The organism is Nonomuraea sp. NPDC054003, assembly GCF_055585125.1.
The window spans coordinates 43,258-62,466 of record NZ_JBVJKR010000006.1; the positions used below are offsets into that span (position 1 = coordinate 43,258).

Annotated in this window: 15 protein-coding genes; 11 read left to right on the forward strand and 4 right to left on the reverse strand. The window is 72.1% G+C overall.

Annotated features, from left to right (window positions below):
* Window positions 1-50 precede the first annotated feature (50 nt).
* Window positions 51-824, forward strand: coding sequence for an enoyl-CoA hydratase/isomerase family protein (locus tag ACZ6YG_RS16720; protein ID WP_466018507.1), 774 nt, complete (start codon window positions 51-53; stop codon window positions 822-824).
* On the opposite strand, the gene ACZ6YG_RS16725 is transcribed toward ACZ6YG_RS16720, so the two are convergent.
* Window positions 821-1,894 carry an endo-1,4-beta-xylanase gene (locus ACZ6YG_RS16725; RefSeq protein ID WP_466018508.1) on the reverse strand — a complete coding sequence of 358 codons (1,074 nt, stop codon included), beginning with the start codon at window positions 1,892-1,894 and terminating at the stop codon, window positions 821-823. The two genes, ACZ6YG_RS16720 and ACZ6YG_RS16725, sit on opposite strands and share 4 nt — an antisense overlap.
* Window positions 1,891-3,231, reverse strand: a complete 1,341-nt coding sequence (locus ACZ6YG_RS16730) for a glycoside hydrolase family 30 protein (RefSeq protein ID WP_466018509.1) — start codon at window positions 3,229-3,231, stop codon at window positions 1,891-1,893. The genes ACZ6YG_RS16725 and ACZ6YG_RS16730 overlap by 4 nt, the downstream gene beginning before the upstream one ends.
* A 201-nt stretch (window positions 3,232-3,432) precedes the next feature.
* Between ACZ6YG_RS16730 and ACZ6YG_RS16735 the strand changes: the two genes are divergently transcribed.
* From ACZ6YG_RS16735 to ACZ6YG_RS16780, 10 genes are all read left to right on the forward strand, one after another.
* On the forward strand, window positions 3,433-3,816 hold the full coding sequence (locus tag ACZ6YG_RS16735; RefSeq protein ID WP_148029438.1) for a hypothetical protein: 384 nt from the start codon (window positions 3,433-3,435) through the stop codon (window positions 3,814-3,816).
* Window positions 3,813-5,021 carry a DUF6395 domain-containing protein gene (locus ACZ6YG_RS16740; protein ID WP_466018510.1) on the forward strand — a complete coding sequence of 403 codons (1,209 nt, stop codon included), beginning with the start codon at window positions 3,813-3,815 and terminating at the stop codon, window positions 5,019-5,021. Before ACZ6YG_RS16735 ends, ACZ6YG_RS16740 begins: the two co-directional genes overlap by 4 nt.
* A 34-nt stretch (window positions 5,022-5,055) precedes the next feature.
* On the forward strand, window positions 5,056-5,898 hold the full coding sequence (locus ACZ6YG_RS16745) for a M55 family metallopeptidase (protein ID WP_466018511.1): 843 nt from the start codon (window positions 5,056-5,058) through the stop codon (window positions 5,896-5,898).
* 179 nt (window positions 5,899-6,077) lie between these two features.
* The gene (locus ACZ6YG_RS16750; RefSeq protein WP_466018512.1) at window positions 6,078-7,628 is read left to right on the forward strand and encodes a flavin monoamine oxidase family protein; all 1,551 of its coding nucleotides are present in this window, start codon (window positions 6,078-6,080) and stop codon (window positions 7,626-7,628) included.
* A gap of 60 nt (window positions 7,629-7,688) precedes the next feature.
* Window positions 7,689-8,201: a YbaK/EbsC family protein gene (locus tag ACZ6YG_RS16755; RefSeq protein WP_148029442.1), complete on the forward strand. Its 513-nt coding sequence runs from the start codon at window positions 7,689-7,691 to the stop codon at window positions 8,199-8,201.
* 191 nt (window positions 8,202-8,392) lie between these two features.
* Entirely contained in the window at window positions 8,393-11,032 is a 2,640-nt protein-coding gene (locus ACZ6YG_RS16760) for a serine/threonine-protein kinase (protein ID WP_466018513.1), read from the forward strand.
* 10 nt (window positions 11,033-11,042) lie between these two features.
* Window positions 11,043-12,842 carry a serine/threonine-protein kinase gene (locus ACZ6YG_RS16765; protein WP_246640756.1) on the forward strand — a complete coding sequence of 600 codons (1,800 nt, stop codon included), beginning with the start codon at window positions 11,043-11,045 and terminating at the stop codon, window positions 12,840-12,842.
* 36 nt (window positions 12,843-12,878) lie between these two features.
* Window positions 12,879-14,105 (forward strand): serine/threonine-protein kinase, encoded by a 1,227-nt coding sequence (locus tag ACZ6YG_RS16770; protein WP_466018514.1) that lies wholly within the window; start codon window positions 12,879-12,881, stop codon window positions 14,103-14,105.
* Window positions 14,106-14,333: 228 nt separating this feature from the next.
* On the forward strand, window positions 14,334-15,113 hold the full coding sequence (locus tag ACZ6YG_RS16775) for an electron transfer flavoprotein subunit beta/FixA family protein (protein WP_148029444.1): 780 nt from the start codon (window positions 14,334-14,336) through the stop codon (window positions 15,111-15,113).
* A 19-nt stretch (window positions 15,114-15,132) separates the two neighbouring features.
* Window positions 15,133-16,086, forward strand: a complete 954-nt coding sequence (locus tag ACZ6YG_RS16780) for an electron transfer flavoprotein subunit alpha/FixB family protein (RefSeq protein ID WP_466018515.1) — start codon at window positions 15,133-15,135, stop codon at window positions 16,084-16,086.
* A 591-nt stretch (window positions 16,087-16,677) separates the two neighbouring features.
* On the opposite strand, the gene ACZ6YG_RS16785 is transcribed toward ACZ6YG_RS16780, so the two are convergent.
* Both ACZ6YG_RS16785 and ACZ6YG_RS16790 read right to left on the reverse strand, forming a co-directional pair.
* Window positions 16,678-18,474, reverse strand: a complete 1,797-nt coding sequence (locus tag ACZ6YG_RS16785; RefSeq protein WP_466018516.1) for a sensor histidine kinase — start codon at window positions 18,472-18,474, stop codon at window positions 16,678-16,680.
* Window positions 18,471-19,184: a response regulator transcription factor gene (locus ACZ6YG_RS16790; protein WP_148029447.1), complete on the reverse strand. Its 714-nt coding sequence runs from the start codon at window positions 19,182-19,184 to the stop codon at window positions 18,471-18,473. The genes ACZ6YG_RS16785 and ACZ6YG_RS16790 overlap by 4 nt, the downstream gene beginning before the upstream one ends.
* Window positions 19,185-19,209 lie beyond the last annotated feature (25 nt).

Consider the following 19,209-nt stretch of genomic DNA (forward strand, 5'->3'; position numbering starts at 1 on the left):
CAGACAGACCTGCCGGAACCGGGGAAAAGGCAGCCGGTAGGGTTCGCTCCATGGCTGAGTTCGTAAGCGTCGAGGTGGCCGACCAGATCGCCACGATCAGACTCGACCGTCCGAAGATGAACGCCCTCGACGCCCAGGTCCAGCGGGAGATCGCCGAAACGGCCCGTCTCGTGGACGACGATCCCGGGGTGCACGCCGTGGTGATCTACGGCGGCGAGCGGGTGTTCGCCGCGGGCGCGGACATCAAGGAGATGGCGGTCATGTCGTACGCCGACATGTACGCGCACTCGCGCGCCCTGCAGGACAGCCTCACCGCCGTCGCCCGCATCGGCAAGCCGGTCATCGCCGCCATCACCGGCTACGCGCTCGGCGGCGGCTGCGAGCTCGCCCTGTGCGCCGACTTCCGGGTCGCCGGGGAGTCCGCCAAGCTGGGCCAGCCTGAGATCCAGCTCGGCATCATCCCCGGCGCCGGCGGCACCCAGAGGCTGCCGCGTCTGATCGGTCCGGCCCGCGCCAAGGACCTCATCTTCAGCGGTCGTCACGTGCCCGCCGCCGAGGCGCTGGCCATCGGCCTGGTCGACCGGGTCGTGCCCGACGCCGAGGTCTACCAGGCCGCGCGCGAGTGGGCCGCGACCTTCACCGGCGGGCCCGCGATCGCGCTGCGGGCCGCCAAGCTGGCCGTCGACCGGGGGATGGACGTGGACCTCGACTCCGGCCTGGAGATCGAGAGGCTCCAGTTCTCCGGCATCTTCGCGACGGAGGACGCGAAGGCCGGCATGACCGCCTTCACCGAGAAGTCCACCCCCGAGTTCACCGGCCGCTAGCGCCTCGCGGTCGCCAGCAGGGCCTGGTAGGCGGGCTTGGGCCGCAGGTCCTCGTCGAGGATGCAGGCCGCGCCCTCGCCGTCGAACCAGCCGGGCACCCACGAGTGCCGGTCGGTGTAGCCCCAGACGGTGAACTCGCGGCAGGCCTTGACGCTCAGGCAGTCGGTCAGCGCCCTGCTGTAGTACTCGGCCTGGGTGGCGAGCTTCTCGGGCGTGACGGGCAGCACCATCCGCACGTCCATCTCGGTGACCGCGATCTCCAGGCCGAGGGCGGCGAAGCGCCGCATGACGTCGGCCCAGTCACCGGGGTAGTCGTACTGGATGCCCAGGTGACCCTGGAAGCCCATGCCGTCGATCGGCACCCGCTGCGCCTGCAGTTCCTGGACGATGCTCAGGTAGCGGTCGATCTTGCCCTGGTTCCATTCGACGTTGTAGTCGTTCAGGTAGAGCTTGGCGCGCGGGTCGGCGGCGCGGGCCCAGCGGAAGGCGTCGGCGATGTAGCCGGGGCCGAGGTGCTGCAGCCAGATGGTCTGCCGCATGTTGCCGTCGTCGTCGACGGCCTCGTTCACCACGTCCCAGGCCCTGATCTTGCCCTTGTAGCGGCGGACCTGGGTCTGGACGTGCTCGCGCAGGATCTTCCTGAGCTCGGCGGGGCCGATGGAGCCGTCCTCCACGCCGCTGGTCAGCCAGCCGGGGAGCTGGTTGTGCCAGATCAGCGTGTGGCCGCGCACCTGCTGGCCGTTGCGGCGCGCGTTCGCGACCACCGCGTCCGCGTCGTCCCAGGTGTAGACGCCGCGCTCGGGCTCCACGCTCTCCCACTTCATCGCGTTCTCGGCGGTGAGGTGGGTGAACTCGCGGTTGAGCACGTGCCGGTAGTCGGCCTCGGCACGCAGCGCGGCGACGTCCACGGCGCTGCCGATCCTGATGCCGTGCTTGCGCGCCAGGTCGCGCAGGTCCTTGACGCGGTGGTGGTTCTTCGCGGCGTCCTGGCCGGGGGGCGCGGCGGACGCGGGGAGTGCGAACGCGGGCACGGCGAGCGCCAGCGTGAGCGCGACGATCAGGGGTCTCATCGATGGCCTCCGACGACGATGGTGGTGAGGGCGCGCGGCGGGAGCGTGACGCTGCCGCCGGTGATCTTGCTGGGGGCGAGGTCGTGCGTGCTGTCGGTCAGGTACGCGGTCGCCCGGCCGCGCACGCCGTGCCAGGTGACCGGCTCGGCGCCGGTGTTGATCACTTCGATGACCGTGGACCCGTCACGGTTGCGGAAGGCCGACGCCTTGAGCGCCGGGTTCGCGGTGGTGGCGTCGAGCCGGACCGCGCCTGGCCTGATGAACCTGCCGTAGGCCGCCAGCGCCCAGAACCGCTTGGCCACCCGGTAGGTCCCGGCCGCGTCGTCGATCTGCATCAGCGCCCTGGTCGCGCCGCGGGAGGCGCCGAACCAGTAGACGTAGGCGTTGGCCCGGCCCAGCGTCAGCGCGTCGTGCACGGCCAGGGCGATGGTCATGCCGTCGTAGCCGCTGCCGTCGTCCCAGTTCTCGTTCCAGGTGGTGCCGTTGGGGTTCCACTCCGACATCCACACCTGGCGGCGGGTGGGCAGCGGGCCGTCCACGGGGCTCGCGTACGTGTGACCGGTGTGGACCTTGACCCAGCGGCGGGCCTCGGGGTCCGCCTCGACGGCCCGGGTGTAGGCGCGCGCCTCGTCCCAGCCGAAGGAGTCGCAGCAGACCACGTTCATGCCCTTGGCGATCGGGCCCAGGACCTTGACGAACGCGGCGGCCTGTTCCGGGATGAACCGCATGGAGGCGTACGGGGCCGTGTAGTCGGGCTCGTTGGTGAACGCCAGGTCGGTGATCCGGATGCCCTCCTTCTTGTAGAAGTCGGTGTAGGCGACGAGGTAGCGGGCGTAGGCCTCGGCCCACTCCGGCTTGAGCGTGCCGCCGTTCTTGTCGTCGCCGTTGTCCTTCATGTAGCCGGGGGCGCTCCAGGCGTTGGCGTAGAAGCGCTCGACGCCGTACCGCCGCGCCTCCTTGGCGACCCACACCTGGCTGTTGTCGTCGCCGTCCCACACGTACCGGGGGCGCGCGTCCGGCCCGCCCGGGTCCTCGGGCTGGTGGGAGACCATGTGGTCGTACGGGCTGCCGGCGGGGGAGGAGCCGATGCCCAGGCGAAGGATGCTCAGCCCGGCCCCCTCGCGCGGGTCGAACCACAGGTCGAGGATCTCGCGTCGCTGTTCGGGGGACAGCGCTTCCAGCAGCTCGTTGCGCCTGAAGGCCTGGGAGAGGCCGAACCCGTCGATGTTCTGGTGGCGGATGTGCTCCCGGACGGTGACGGCCGGGGGGTCCCCGTGCGGCGCGGGGTTCACGGCGGTGAAGCCGAGCAGGGTGACCGCGACAACGCCTCGTAACATGGCGCCTCCGAAACTTTTCGGAAAAGTGACGATATATTTCGTCGCCAGCCGGAAACGTAGATGGCGGGGGCCGCTTCGTCAACACCTCTGTCAAGGTCCGCCGGATATGCCGGATATTCGGTGGCAGAGCCATACCGATCCAGCTACAGCCCGGATTCGGACGGCAGGAGCGAGGGAGGTTTCCGACTATGGTGACGTTCCATGAAGCGCGTCCTCGTCCCCGCGCGGCTGCGTCAAGCCGTGCGTTCGTGGTTCGACTCCCGGTACATCTCGATCGCGGATCACCGCCAGGACATCAGAGACGCTCTCTGGGAGGTGCAGACGCTGCGCCGGGAGATGGCCGCCCTCCAGGCCGAGGTCGAGCGCCTGCGCGCCGCCGTCAGGCAACCGGCCGGGCCGCCGGGGCCGCAGCCCGGGTCCGCCGACGCCCAGCGGGTCGCCGGTGACGCCCACCGCCTGGCCAAGGAGACCGCCCAGGCCCTCGACGGCCTGCTGCAGAACGAGGTCCTCATCTGGCAGGCGATCGACGACCTCAAGGCGCGGGTGCCCGCCGTGGCGCGGGAGGAGCCTCGGCCGTGCGCGTGACCTGGGCTGACGGCCTTCTCACGTTCCGGCTCGACCTCGAAGACCAGATCACCGGCAAGGCCTCCGACGAGTATCCCGTCAAGCTGGCCACGAACTCCTGCACCATCACCGACGTGCCGGACGACGCCCACCCCGACCTGTTCGCCGTCGCCGCCTGGACGGTCGTCGCGCCCTGGACGAGGAAGCGGATCACCTTCGACCGCGCGGTCTCCGCCCGGTTCGCGCAGGCCCTCCATGACGGCTGGGGCGTCGAGGCCGGCCCCGTCGGCGCCGAGCCCAGGGCCGCCGGCGGCACGCTCGCGATCTCGTACAGCGGCGGCGCCGACTCCGTGGCCGCGGCCGCGATCTACCCTGACGCCCCGTTCGTGCACTTCCGCCGGGTGCCGCACCCCCGGGTGCCGAACCGGTGGCCGCACTACCGCTCCGACGTGCTGGCCAGGCTCGCCCAGCAGACCGGCCGGCCGCTCACCACGGTGCGCTCCGACCTGGAGTACACCCTGGCCGAGCCGCGCCCCGGCTATCCGGAGCACCACGCGGTGGCGGCGGGCGCGCTGCTCAACGCCGACCGGCTGGACCTCGGCGGGCTGGGCTTCGGCTACGAGATCGGGTCGCGCTGGCTCGGCGGCGGCCGCTACCTGCACCGCTACACCCCCGACAACCCCATGTGGGCCCCGCACGGCAAGTGGGGCCGGCTCTTCGCCGCGGTGGGCGTGCACATCGTGCTGCCCGTCGGCGGCGTGAGCGAGGCGGTCACCATGCGCCTGGCGCTGGAGTCCGAGCTCGCCGGCCAGGTCCGGTGGTGCCTCAGCGGCGCGGCCGACGGCCCCTGCCGGACCTGCGCCAAGTGCCTGTACAAGGAGCTCATCCAGGCCGCCGTCGAACGCCGCCCGCTCGACACCCCGCTCACCGCCGGCCACCCCCGGGCCAGGAAGTGGCTCCGCCCGCCGCCGTACGGCGGTCAGGAGATGGTCGAGTACGGCCTGGCCCGCATCCCCGGGATCGAGCGGACGCTCTTCGCCGGGGCACTCGACTACTTCGACGCCACGGAGGAATCCACCAGCTGGCTCGAACACTGCTACCCGCCGGCGCTGGCCGAGATCCCGGAGCCGTGGCGCGACCGGGCCACCTCGTTCATGACCGCCGAGGTCGGCCTCATGACGGAGAAGGAGATCCACCGGGTCGAGACCTGGGGCTCCACCGGATAACGTCTCCGGCGGCAGCGAGTGAGGGAGTGAGCGCATGAGGGTCTACCTGTCCGTCGACATGGAAGGCGTCACCGGCCTGACCGACCCCGAGGAGATGCACGCGGGCAAGCGCGGGTACGAGCGGGGCTGCGAGCTGATGACGGCCGACGCCAACGCGGCGGTGGAGGGGGCGTTCGCCGCCGGCGCCGGGAAGGTGCTGGTGAACGACGCCCACGGGTCGACCAAGAACCTGCGGATCGACCTGCTCGACCCGCGGGCGACCCTGATCAGGGGGCCGGGCAAGGCGCAGCGGATGGCGCACGGGCTCGACGGGTCCTTCCAGGCGGCCGGCTTCGTCGGCTACCACGCGCGGGCCGGGGTGGGCCACGGCGTGCTCAACCACACGTGGATGGGCAAGGAGATCCAGAACGTCTACCTCAACGGCGAGATCGCCGGGGAGGCGCGGGTGGTGGCGGCGTGCGCCGGGTTCCACGGCGTGCCGGTGGTGCTGGTCACCGGTGACGAGGCCGTCGGTGAGGAGGCCCGCCAGCTGCTCGGCGATGTGGAGACGGTGGCGGTCAAGAAGGGGATCGACAAGTTCTCCGCCGAGCTGCTGCCGCCGAGCGTGGCCCAGGGACGGATCCGTGAGGGCATGGCCAGGGCGCTCAGCCGGTTGACCGACTTCACGCCCTACACGATCGATCCCCCGTACACGCTGGGTGTGGAGTGGAACTCGACGGCGATCGCGGCGGCCGTGGCGCTGATCCCCGGGGTGAAGGTGGCGGGGTCGCGGCACACCGAGTTCACGACGGACGACTTCGCGCAGATCATGGCGCTGTTCGGCATCTTCGCGACGATCGGCGGCCAGGTGGCGTGCGGCAGCGGCCCGTACGGGTGAGGGCCCTCGCGTGAGGACCGGGGGCGGGGAGTCGTAGGGTTCCACCGTTCGTCCGGCGTTCCAGGTTTTGCGATGGATTGGCCGGTTCCGTGGGTGTCCCGGGCGGCGGGGCGGCAGCATGGGCGGGTTCGTGACGCCGCGCGGGTCTGACAGCGCGGCCAGGGCTGGAGGCGGGTGGCATGGAAGGCGCGGAGCTGACCAGGCGCGGGCTGCTGGTGGGCATCGGGGCCGCGGGCGGCGCCGGGGCCATGTACGCCGCCATGGGCGCGCTGGGGCTGGCCCCCGACGAGCAGGACAAGACCTTCACCCCGCCCAGGCCGGGCGACTTCTCCCTGCAAGGACGCGGCGCGGCCAAGGTGGTGATACTCGGCGCCGGCGTGACGGGGCTGACCGCCGCCTACGAGCTGGGCAAGGCCGGCTACGACTGCACGCTGCTGGAGGCCAGGGCCAAGGCCGGCGGGCGCAACCTCACCCTGCGCGGCGGCGACCGGCTGACCGAGCTGAACGGCCCCGCCCAGGAGGTCAAGCTGGGCGAGGGCCTCTACTTCAACGCCGGCCCGGCCCGGATCGCGCAGTGGATGGTGACCCTGGACTACTGCCGCGAACTGGGCGTCCCCATCGAGACGTTCGTCAACAGGAACGCCCAGGCGTACATCCACACCAACGGCCAGTCCGTGCGCCAACGCACCGCCCGAGCCGACATGTACGGATATGTCGCCGAACTGCTCGCGAAGGCCACCGACTCCGGCGCGCTCGACCGCAAGCTCACCGCCGAGGACCGGGATCGGCTGCTCACCTTCCTGCGACGCTTCGGCGACCTGGGCCCCGAGCTCGACTACGAGGGCTCGCCCCGCCGCGGCTTCTTCGACTACCCGGGCCTGGACGAGGGCAGCCCGTTCCCCCCGCCCGGCAGCCTGGCGCAGGTGCTCGCCGCGGGCACCGGCCGGGCCATCACCAACGACTTCGGCCACGACCAGGCCAGCCCCATGTTCCAGGTCGTCGGCGGCACGGACACGATCGTCACCAGACTGGTGGAGGCCATCGGCGCGGACCGGATCACCACCGGCGCCAAGGTCACCGGGATCACCGACCTGCCCGACGGGGTCGAGGTCACCTGGGACGGCGGCCGGATCAAGGCCGACTACTGCATCGCCACCCTGCCGCCCCACCTGCTCGCCAAGATCCCGCACAACCTGGGCGCGGACGTCACCGCCGCCCTGCGGCTCCCCACGCCCATGTCCACCGGGAAGATCGGCCTGGAGTACGACCGCCGCTGGTGGGAGCTGGAGGACCGGATCTACGGCGGCGTCAGCGAGACCGACCTGGACATCGCACGCATCTGGTACCCCTCGTACGGCTACCACAGCGAGCGCGGCGTGCTGGTCGGCTACTACAACCACGGGCCGGACGCCGAGCTGTACGGCGCGCTCACTCCCGACGACCGCCGCCGCCGCGCGCTCACCCAGGGCAAGAAGATCCACGGCGAGAAGTACCGCACCGGCGTCCTGTCCTCCATCTCCGTCGCCTGGGAGCGCCAGGAACACATCCAGGGCGGCTGGGCGAGCTGGCCCGCCTTTGATTCGTCCTTCACTCTTCTGCAACGTCCCAGCGGAAGGGTCTACTTCGCGGGCGACTGGCTCACCCGGCTGACCGCCTGGATGGCCGGAGCGATGGAATCAGCCCGTGGCGTCGTCACTGAGCTGCACAAACGCGTGCTGCAGTCATCGTGACGCCACCCGCTGCTCCCGGGACCGGCGTAAGGTCCTGAGAGGAGCGATCGAGGAGATGGGATGACGTTGCACTGGGTGCCGGCCGCCGGCCGGACCGACCTGCTGGCCGAGCCGGTGGCGCGGGCGATCGGGCAGGTGGAGGACGCCCGGGTCGCGGAGATCGACCCGGAGCTGGCCGACACGGCCGCGTTCTGCGAGCGCTACGGCGTGGCCATGGGAGCTTCGGCCAACTGCGTCGTCGTCGCCGCCAAGCGCGGCGGCGAGGTCCGCTACGCCGCCTGCATGGTGCTGGCGACGACCCGGGCCGACGTCAACGGCGTGGTGCGCAAGCATCTCGGCGCCCGCAAGGCGAGCTTCGCCCCGATGGAGGAGGCGGTGGAGCTCACCGCTATGGAGTACGGCGGCATCACCCCGGTCGGCCTGCCGGCCGACTGGCCGATCCTGGTCGACACCCAGGTCGCCGAGCACCCCGAGGTGGTCATCGGCAGCGGCCTGCGCCGGTCCAAGCTCGCCGTCTCCGGAGCCACCCTGGCCGGGCTGAAGGGAGCGGAAGTCCTCTCCCTGTCCGTCTGAGCGCGACAGCTCCAGAGAGCGAGGAACGATGCCGGCGGAGGGCCGATCGGTCACGGCGGGAAGACACCGTGGCCGAACCGAGACCGTTGGATCGGAAACCATTCACCCCGATCCGGACGTTGTACGAGTGGGAATGTGGCCTCATGGTTCATCTCGTGGGCGGGGATTAAGCCGGTATGGTGCTTCATGCCATGAACGATGACCGACTCGGCCCTTACCGGCTGCTCAGGCGGCTCGGCGAGGGGGGAATGGGCGTCGTCCACCTCGCGGTCGACCCCCAGGGGCGGCAGGTCGCGGTCAAGGTCCTGCGCGCCGAGGTCGCCGGCGACGAGCTCGCCAGGCGGCGGCTTTCGCGCGAGGTCGAGACGATGCGCCGGGTGCGGAGCAAGTACATCGCCGAGGTGCTCGACGCCGATGTGACCGGTCATCGCCCGTACATCGTCACCCGCTACGTCGCCGGCCGCTCGCTCGACGAGATCGTCAAGGACGACGGCCCGCTCGACCTGCCCGCGCTGCTCAAGATCGGTCACGGGGTGGCCGCGGCGCTGGCCGCCGTCCACTCGGTCGGCGTGATCCACCGCGACCTCAAGCCGGGCAACGTGCTGATCCTCGACGGCGATCCCGTGCTGATCGACTTCGGCATCGCGCAGGCGGTCGACGCGACGCGGCTGACCCAGACGGGCATGTTCATCGGCACGCCCGGCTACCTCGCGCCGGAGATCATCGAGGGGCAGGAGGCCGGGCCCGAGGTCGACATCCACGCCTGGGCCGGCACGCTCCTCTACGCCGGCACGGGCCAGCCGCCGTTCGGCAAGGGCACGCTGGAGATGGTGTTCTACAACATCACCGCGGGCAAGGCCGACGTGAGCGCCGCCCCCGGGCCGCTCCAGCCGCTGCTCAAGGGCGCCTTCCAGCGCAACCCGGCGAAGCGGCCCAAGGCGGCCGAGCTGGCCGAGCAGGTGGCCAGGCTGATGCCCAAGGCCGGGCTGTCGATGCCCGACGAGATCTCCACGGTCCCCCACCCGGACCCGTCCGTGACTCCCCCGTACGAGGGTCCGACCACCCCCGCACCCGGCCACGACAGAATCCGCCCCCAGCCCGCCAGCGGCCCCCAACCGGCCTTCCCCGGCGGCTCCCAGCCGGCCTTCCCTGGAAGCGGTTCTCAGCCATCGTTCCCTCCGGCTGGCGGCGGTTCTCAGTCGGCGTTCCCCGCGGTCGGCGGCGGTTCTCAGGTCCCGCAGAGCGGCGGCCCTCAGGTGCCTTCGTCCCTGCCTCACGGCGCCGCGGCGAGCGGCCCGCAGGGGCCGGGCAGCGGAGCGCAGAGCCTCCTCACCGGTTCCCAGAGCCCCGACACCGGCCCTGCCGCCGGTACGTCCGGCACCCCTTACGGGCCGGGCAGCGGCGCCCAAGGCCCCGGTGGAACCCCCCACAGCCAGCCACAGAGCCTCCTCGGCGGCCCGCCCGGTCAAGGCCCCGCCGGAGGCCCGCAGAGCGGCCCCCAAGGCCCCGCCGGAGGGCCGCCTGGCCCTGGCAGCGGCGCTCAGGGTGCCGCCGCCGGGCCATATGGGCAGGGAAGCGGTGCTCAAAGTGCCGCCGCCGGGCCGTATGGGCAAGGGAGCGGGCCGCAGAGTCCTGCGAGCGGGTCCCATGGCACGGGCAGTGCGCCGCAAGGGCTTGCCAATAGGCCTCACGGCAGCGGGCCGCAAGGGCCTGCTGGAGGGCCGCACGGCTCGCAGGTGGCTGGTGGGGCGCAAGGGGGCGGGGCTCGGGATGCGGAGGCCGGTGACAAGCCGTCGTGGGAGATCTCCACGCCGCCGATGACGCCGCGCAAGCTCGTCGAGGGCCAGGACCCGCGCGTCCCGCCGCCCGCGCAGGACCAGCGGTACGTCTCGCTGCTCGGCCAGGGCGACCCGTGGCCGACGCGCAGGGTGAGCCCCGAGGAGCTGCGCCAGATGCAGCGCGAGGCTCAGCAGAGCGCGCCCTGGCAGCAGGGCCCGGGCGGCCAGGGTCAGGCCAACCACCATGTGCCGGAGGCCGACGTGCCGACCCGGCGGGTGCGGCCCGACCCGCAGGACCTGCCCACCAGGCGGGTGCGCCCCGAGGCCCCCGACTACGGCAGGGGCACCCCGGTGCAGCCTCCTCCGTACATCCCGCCGCAGGCCCAGTTCCCGCCCGACCCGCAGACCAAGCGGGAGCCGTTCATCCCCGGCGCCCGCCCGGGTCAAGTGCTGCAGCGATCGGCCGCCTACGGGGTGGCGGGCGCGATGCTGCTCATCATCATGATCGTGCTGGCCGCGCGGGCGCCGGTGCTGGTGGCCCTGGTGTCGCTGCCGGTCGCGGTGCTGCTGCGCGCCGCCGACCTGGCCCAGCCCGAGCTGATCACCCGCCGGCCGACGGGCGCGGCCGCGCTGGACGTCATCAGAGTGTTCGCCTACCCCAAGGCGCTGGTCAAGTCGGCGGCCATCACGCTTGCCCTGATCCCGTACGCGCTCATACTCGGACTACCCGTGACGCTCCTGCTCACGGTGATGGCCGGCATGAGCCCGGACAACGCGCTGGCCTGGGGCGCCGGGGTGGCCCTGTGGACGGTGTGCGCAGGCCCCGGAGTCGAGGGCCCGGGGCGCCAGATGCGCAGGACGCTCTCATCGCTCGTACCCTCGAGAACAGCGGCGATGGTGATGGCGGGAGTGTTCGCGGCGATGGCCGCGCTCACGCCGATCCTCGCCACCGGCACATTCGGGGACAACGCGAGGAGGGCCATATGGACTCCGGTGAACGTCGGGCCCGTGGTCGATCTGCTGCAGGACTGGAAGGGGGACTCGGGGGGATGACGCTGGGACGATGGCGATGAGCGCGGGCAACACCCAGACGCCAGAGCGGCTCGGCCCGTACCGGCTGGTGCGGAAGATCGGCGAAGGCGGCATGGGGGTGGTGCACCTCGGCATCGACGGCGACGGCCGCGAGGTCGCCATCAAGGTCCTGCATCCGCACGTCGCCGCCGACCTGAAGGCGCGCGACCGGCTCACCCGCGAGGTCGAGACGATGCGCCGGGTGCGCAGCCCGCACGTCGCCGAGGTGCTCGACGCCGAGCTGGTGGGGGGCCAGCCGTACGTGGTGACCCGGTTCGCGCCTGGGCGCACGCTGGAGGAGACCGTGCTGTCCGACGGGCCGCTCGGCCCGCGCCAGCTCATCACCCTCGCCCAGGGCCTGTGCCAGGCGCTCGTGGCCATCCACGCGGCCGACGTGATCCACCGCGACTTCAAGCCGTCCAACGTGATGCTCGTCGACGGCGAGCCGCTGGTCATCGACTTCGGCATCGCCCATCTGGTCAACGCCACCCGGCTGACCCAGACCGGCATGTTCGTCGGCACGCCTGGCTACCTGGCGCCGGAGATCATCCGCGACTCCGACATCACGCAGCGGGCCGACGTGCACTCGCTGGCCTCCACGGTGTTCTTCGCCGCGACGGGGGTGCCGCCGTTCGGCACCGGCACGTTCGAGGCGGTGTGCTTCAACATCATGGAGGGGCGGGCGCAGCTCGACAAGGCGCCCGTGTGGCTGCGCGGCTGGCTGAGCCGCGCGCTCCAGGTCGACCCCGCCGACCGGCCCGACGCGCGCGAGCTGCTGCGCATGGCCAGGGCGCTCGACCCCTCGGTGACCACGTTCAACGAGTCGCCGCCGGAGGACCAGCCGGGGCGGACCAAGCGGCTGCTCGGCCGTACGAAGGTCATGGAGTCGTTCTCGGACCTGCTGCCGCCGGTCCAGTACGGGCGGCCGGCGCGCGAGGAGAAGCCGCCGCCGTACGTCCCCGCGCCTGTCACGTCCCGGCCCCCGTGGCCGGACCAGCGGGTGGCGGGCTATCCCGCGCCGGCCCCCACACACGCGCAGCCGCAGGCCCAGCCCCAGCCACGGGCCCAGGCCCAGGCGCGGCCCCGGGCCTACACGCCGCCGCGCGACCAGACGCCGCCCCGCGAGCGCAAGCGCTACCTCGCGGGCAGCCAGTTCGTGGCGCTGCTCGGGCTCGTCACGCTGGTCGCGCTGGCGGTGATGATGCCGGTCATGGTGAGCGCGATCGCGATCGTGCTGGCGCTGGTGCTGCGGGTGGGCGAATACCTGTTCGGCGACATGGTGCAGCGGCGCCAGGTGCGCGGCAGCAGCGCCGCCGACCCGCTGCTCGTGCTGGTCGGCACGCCGTGGGCGCTGATCAAGGCCACGCTGGTGAGCGTGGTGCAGGTGCCGCTGGCGATCCTGTTCGGCGTGTGCGTGTGGGGCGTGCTGCGGTGGGGCGGCGGGATGGGCGTGAACGAGGCCGCCGCCTACGCGGCCGGCGCGCTCGTGGCCGGCCTGTTCCTGCTGCCCGGCGGCGGTTCGCCGCGCAAGGCGGTCACCCGCACGCTCACCGGCGTGCTGCGCTCGCCCGGCGCCGCGACGGTGGCGGTCCTGGTGATGGGCACGGTCGCGCTGTTCGCGGTGATGTTCGCGCTGGGCGGCACGCCGTCGTGGGAGCCCTGGCGGGCCCCCGAGACCGTCATCGAGGAGCTGACCACCCGGGCGCATGACAGTGCGACCGGCCTGATCACGGGCCTCGTCGACGACCTGATGAGAGAGCTGGGGCTGGGCTTCCTGTCGCCCTGGTCGTGAGTGTCCCCGGCGGCCGTGGTGGGGAGAAGTAGGGGTATGAGCGAGCACCTCGGCCCCTACCAGCTGCTCTCGCGGCTGGGCGCGGGCGGGTTCGGCCACGTGCACCTGGCGCTCGACCAGGAGGGCCGCACGGTCGCGGTCAAGGTGCTCCATCCGCACGTCACGGCCGACTCGGCGGCGCTGGCTCGGCTGGCCCGCGAGGTCGAGACCATGCGGCTGGTGGGCGGCAAGAACGTCGCGGAGGTGCTCGACGCCTCGTTCGACGGCGACCGGCCCTACCTCGTGACCCGCTACGTGCAGGGCAAGCCGCTCAGCGCGGTGCCCGTGCCGGTGGCCGACCTGCGCAAGCTGGCCACCGGGCTGGCCGAGGCGCTGGTGGCCATGCACGACGCGGGGGTCGTGCACCGCGATCTCAAACCGGCCAACGTGATGATGAGCGAGGGCGAGCCGGTCGTCATCGACTTCGGCATCGCGCACGCGCTCGACTCGCTGTCGGTCACCGCCTCGGGGGCGGTGGTCGGCACCCCCGGCTACTTGGCGCCCGAGGTGCTGGAGGGCGGGCCGGCCGGCCCGGCGGCCGACGTGTTCTCCTTCGGGGCGACGCTGGCCTACGCCGCGACCGGGCGTCACCCGTACGGCACCGGGCCCGCGTCGGCGGTCGCCTACCGCGTCGTCCACCACGATCCCGACCTGGAGGGCGCGCCCGGCTGGCTGGAGCCGCTGCTGGCCGAGTGCCTCGCCACCGACCCGGCGGCGCGGCCGGTGGCCGCCGACATCTGCGCGCGGCTCGGCGTGGCGGCGGTCCCGCGGTTACGCCGCCTGCCGCGGCCCTCGGCGGGTACGGGACGCCGCTCCGGTCGTGATGTCCACCACATGGCGACGAGGGAGTGGCAGCCCGGCAGGGCGGGCGGCGAGCTCTCGGCGGAGGACGCCAGGGCGCGGCACCAGGAGAGGGTGCGCAGGCGCTGGCTGGCCGGCTCGACGGTGTTCGTGGGCTTACTGTCGGCCGCGGCCACCGAGCCGCTGCCGGAGGTGGCGCTGTTCCTGATGGCTGTGTTCTCGCTGGCAGTGGTGGTGGACGCGGGGTTCGCGCTGTTCTCCCGAGGGCCTTTCACCAAGGGCAGGGTCATCGCGGACGCCGTGGGCGTCGCCGGGGGGATCGGCCTGTCGGTGGCGCTGAGCGCGTTCTTCAGCACGCCCGTGCTGGCGTTGTTCGCGGGCACGGCACTGGTCCTCGGGATCGTGTTCCTGCTCACAGCCTGAGCGCGTGACCAGGGCCGCCAGCAAGCAGCGGAACAAAGCTCGGTAAGGTGGGGCGGGGAGTCGTTACGCGCGGATGCACGTGTCAGCGCGTAAGCTACCCGTGGGTAACATGAGCGCCGGGACACCCGCTGTCACAACGCCCATGGGGCCCTGGCAGTCTGGACAGGACATCCGGCGCCGACCGCTCGCGCGGCGGCGCACGCGAACACGGGAGGTCGGCCACCGGCCATGAACATTGTCGTCTGCGTGAAGCAGGTCCCCGACACGGCGACCGAGCGCAAGCTGCGGTCCGATGACAAGACCCTCGACCGTGACGCGGTCGACGGCGTGGTGAACGAGCTCGACGAGTACGCGGTCGAGGAGGCGCTCAAGCTCAAGGAGGCCCACGGCGGTGAGGTGACCGTCCTCACCATGGGCCCGGGCAAGGCCACCGAGACGATCCGCAAGGCCCTGGCCATGGGCGCCGACAAGGCGGTCCACCTCGTCGACGACGCGCTCCACGGCTCCGACGCGCTGGGCACGTCCTACGCCATGGCCCAGGCGCTGAAGAAGATCGGGTTCGACCTGGTCATCCTCGGCTCGGAGTCCACCGACGCGCGCACCGGCGTGCTGCCCGCGATGCTGGCCGAGCGCCTCGGCACGCCGCAGCTCACGCTCGCCAACAAGGTCGAGGTCGACGGCTCGTCCATCAAGATCCAGCGGATCACCGACTACGGTTTCGACCGGGTCGAGGCCTCGCTGCCCGCCGTCGTGTCCGTGGTCGAGAAGATCAACGAGCCGCGCTACCCGTCCTTCAAGGGCATCATGGCGGCCAAGAAGAAGCCGGTCGAGACCCTGGGCGTGGCCGACGCCGAGATCGACGCCGCCCAGGTGGGTCTCGACTCCTCCTGGTCGCAGGTCGTCGACTTCGCCCCGGCCCCGCCGCGTGCCGCCGGCACGATCGTCAAGGACGAGGGCGACGGCGGTGCCAAGGCCGCCGAGTTCCTCGCGTCCAAGAAGTTCATCTGAGAACGGGGGTTTTACTGATATGTCGGAGATTCTCGTTCTCGTCGAGCAGGTCGACGGCGAGGTCAAGAAGGTCACGCTGGAGCTGCTGACCCTGGCCCGCCGGCTCGGCACGCCCGCCGCCGTCTGGGCGGGCCCCGGCTACATTCCGGAGGCCAAGGCCAAGCTGGCCGAGTACGGCGCCGAGACGATCTACGTGGCCGGCTCCGAGGAGATCACCGGATACGTGGTCGCGCCCAAGGCCGAGCTGCTCGCCCAGCTCGTCGGCGAGAAGTCGCCCGCGGCCGTGCTGGTCGCCGCGACCGCCGAGGGCAAGGAAGTCGCCGGGCGGCTGGCCGTCAAGACCGACTCCGGCGTCATCACCGACGCCGTGGGCCTCGGCGACGGCTTCGTGGCCGAGCAGTCCATCTTCGGCGGCGGCGTGAACGTCCAGGCGAAGGTGAGCAGGGGCATCCCGATCGTCGCCGTGCGGCCGAACTCGACGGCCCCGGAGGCCGCCGCGGGCGCCGGCGCCGAGGAGGAGGTGTCGGTCTCGCTGTCCGACGCCGCCAAGTCCGCCCGCGTCGTCGAGCGCGTCAAGCAGGAGAAGGGCGCCCGCCCCGAGCTGACCGAGGCCGCGATCGTGGTCTCCGGCGGCCGCGGCGTGGGCTCGGCGGAGAACTTCTCGGTCATCGAGGGCCTCGCCGACGCCCTGGGCGCGGCCGTGGGCGCCTCCCGCGCCGCCACCGACGCCGGCTGGTACCCGCACCAGTTCCAGGTGGGCCAGACCGGCAAGACCGTGTCGCCGCAGCTCTACATCGCGGCCGGCATCTCCGGCGCCATCCAGCACCGGGCCGGCATGCAGACCGCCAAGACCATCGTGGCGATCAACAAGGACCCGGAGGCGCCGATCTTCGAGCTGGCCGACTACGGCGTCGTGGGTGACCTGCACCAGGTCGTCCCGCAGCTCACCGAAGAGGTCGACAAGCGTAAGTAACTTTTCGGAGCTCTTTTCCGGGAAACGGCGCCGCACCTCTGTGCGGCGCCGTTTTCGCGTCCGGGGGCCATTGGTGAGGGTCGGTTCGGGCTCTGCGAGGCCGCTTGGGCTGGTGGGTCGCGTTCTGCAAGCTTTTTGGCTGGCGGGTTGGTCCGTAAGCCTCCTGCGCTGGTCGCTTGGGTTCTGTGAGCCCCTTGGGCTGGTGGGTCGGGGTCCGCAAGCCTCCTGCGCTGGTGGCTTGGGTTCTGCGAGCCTCTTGGGCTGGTGGGTCGGGGTCCGCAAGCCTCCTGGGCTTGTGGCTCGGGTTTTGCAGGCCTCTCGGCCAGTGGGTCGGGGTCTGCAAGGCCTTCGGGGTTGGTTCTGGTTTTGCGGGCCTTTTGGGATGGTTGGGGTTTCGGCCGGGGTTTTGGATTGGTTTGGGTTTTACTAGCTTTTTGGGAAACCCCTCGGGCTGGGCGCCGTTAGCGAGCCTTCGGCCCGCCCGCTCCGCCGTAGGCGATGGAGACCGGCCTGTGGTTCTGTGAGTGGGGATCTCGAACCTTGGGACGTGGTCGGTTCTCGTGGGAGTTCAGGGGCCGGGTGGCTCTCGTTTCACTGTGGCTCGGCCGGGAGCAGGAGGCGGAAGGTCGCGCCTTCGCCGGGGGAGGAGTGGATCTCCACCCGGCCGCCGTGGGCGGTCACGATGGAGCGGACGATGGCCAGGCCGAGGCCCGCTCCTCCGGTCGTGCGGTTGCGGGAGCCGTCGGCGCGGTAGAACCGGTCGAAGACCCGCTCCGCCTGCTCGGGGGAGAGTCCGGGGCCGGAGTCGGCGATCACCAGCGCCGCATCCCGGCCGACGGTGCCCACGCCGATCCTGACCGGGGTTCCCGGTGGGGTGTGGGTTACGGCGTTGCCCACCAGGTTCGTGACCACCTGCCGGAGCCGGTCCTCGTCGCCCAGCACCGGGGCGCTCCCCGGCGGGCCGTCGTCGGGGCCGGTGAGCGTGATCGCCCGCGTCGGGTCCAGAGCGGCGAGATCGGCGCGGGCGTCGGCGGCGAGCGTCCGCAGATCCATCGGCGTCAGATCAAGCCCCACCCCGAACGCACCGTCCCTGAACCCGCCGTCCCTGAACCCACCGTCCCTGGACCCGCCGTCCCCAAAGGTGCCCTGGCCGGTGGTGCGGTCCCCGAGGGGGCGGTCTCCAAAGGTGCGGTCCCCGAGGGGGCGGTCTCCAAAGGCGCGGCCCCCGAAAGGGCTGCAGCCCTTGGTGCGGTCCCTGGAGGGGCGGTCCCTGGAGGTGGGGTCCCTGGAGGTGGGGTCTCTAGAGGTGAGGTCGGCCGGGGTGGGGTCTCTAGAGGCTAGGTCGGCCGGGGTGAGGGCTTCGGGGGTGGGGGTTGTGTGGGTGGGGTTGGGGGTGGCGAGGTCCATGGTGGCGAGCAGCAGCAGGTCGTCCACCAGTTTGGCCAGGCGGGCCGACTCGCTCTCGATGCGGGCCAGGGCCGCGTCCGCGTCCGTGCCGCCCATGCGGTAGAGCTCGGAGAAGCCCTTGATGCCGAAGAGCGGGGTGCGCAGCTCGTGGCTCACGTCGGCGACGAAACGGCGCATCCTGGCCTCCGACTCCTCCCGGGCGGAGAAGCCCCGCTCGATCTGCGCCAGCATGCCGTTGAGGGAGCGGGCCAGCCGCCCCACCTCGGTGCCCGGACCGGCGGGCTCGGGCACCCTCCTGCTGAGGTCGCCGGCGGCGATGGCCGCCGCGGTCTCCTCGACCCGGCGCAGCGGCGCCAGCCCGGCCCTGATCGCGAACCCGCCCGTCAGCGCCAGCAAGCCCAGCAGCAGGCCGCCTGCGACCAGGGAGGCGACCCGCACCCGCTGGACCGTCGAGTTCATCCCGTCCAGTGAGACCGCCGCGACGACCGAGGCGTGCGTGCCGCGGGTGGCGGGCACCGCGACCGTCCGCCACTGCTCGCCGCCGTCGCCGGAGACCGTGAACGGCCGCCCCGCGCGGGCCTCGACGGCCGCCGCGTCCAGCCGGGGCAGCCGCGGCAGCCCGCCGGCCGCCGGAGCGCCGGAGGCAGGGCCGGTGCCGGTGCCGACCCCGGTGCCGGCGCCGGTGCCGACCACAGTGGTGACCACGGTGCCGTCGGCGGAGAGGAAGGCCAGCCGCACCTCCTCGATCAGGTCGAGCTGGGACGGGGCGGCGGGGGCGGCCCGCTTGCGCAGCAGGTCCATGAGCTCGGGCGGCATCGAGGCGGCCGCTGTCGCCAAGGGGCCGAGCTGGGCGTCGATCCGGGCCAGCAGTTCGGCTTCGAGCTGCCGTACGACGACCGTGCTCACCAGCGCGAGGCCCGCCACGAGCAGCGCCACCGTGATGGCGAGCAGCCGGGCGCGCAGCGACAGCCGCCTGATCATGGCTTCGGCCTGCGCAGCACGTAGCCGACGCCGTGGACGGTGTGGATGAGCCGCGGCCCGCCGGTGTCGAGCTTGCGGCGCAGGTAGCTGATGTAGGTGTCGACGATGCTGGAGTCGCCGGCGAAGTCGTAGCGCCACACGTGCTGGAGGATGTCCGCCTTGGGCAGCACCCGGCCGGCGTTCTCGGCCAGGTGGCGCAGCAGCCTGAACTCGGTCGGCGACAGCCGCACCGGGACGCCGCCCCGCGTCACCTGGTGGCCTTCCGGGTCGACCTCCAGATCGCCGACCGTCAGCGTGTGGTCGCCGGGTGAGGCGCCGGTGCGCCGCAGGATCGCCCTGATGCGGGCCAGCAGCTCCTCCAGGTCGAACGGCTTGGTCACGTAGTCGTCGCCGCCCAGCCGCAGGCCGTTGATCTTGTCGGCGGTGGCGTCGCGAGCCGTGAGGAACAGCACCGGCACCGGCCCCGGCCTGCCGCCCGCCCTCGGCAAGGTTCTCAGCCTGCGGAGCACCTCGAACCCGTCGAGGTCGGGCAGCATCACGTCGAGCAGCACCAGATCGGGCGGGTCACGCCTGGCCGCCTCCAGGGCCCGCGTGCCGCTGTCGGCCGAGCTGACGGTGAAGCCCGCGAACCGGAGCGTGGCCGCGAGCAGCTCCTTGACGGTCGGCTCGTCGTCGACCACGAGCAGCCGCTCGCCTGTGGGTTCACGCACCTGCCGCCCTCCCGCCTTCAGCCTA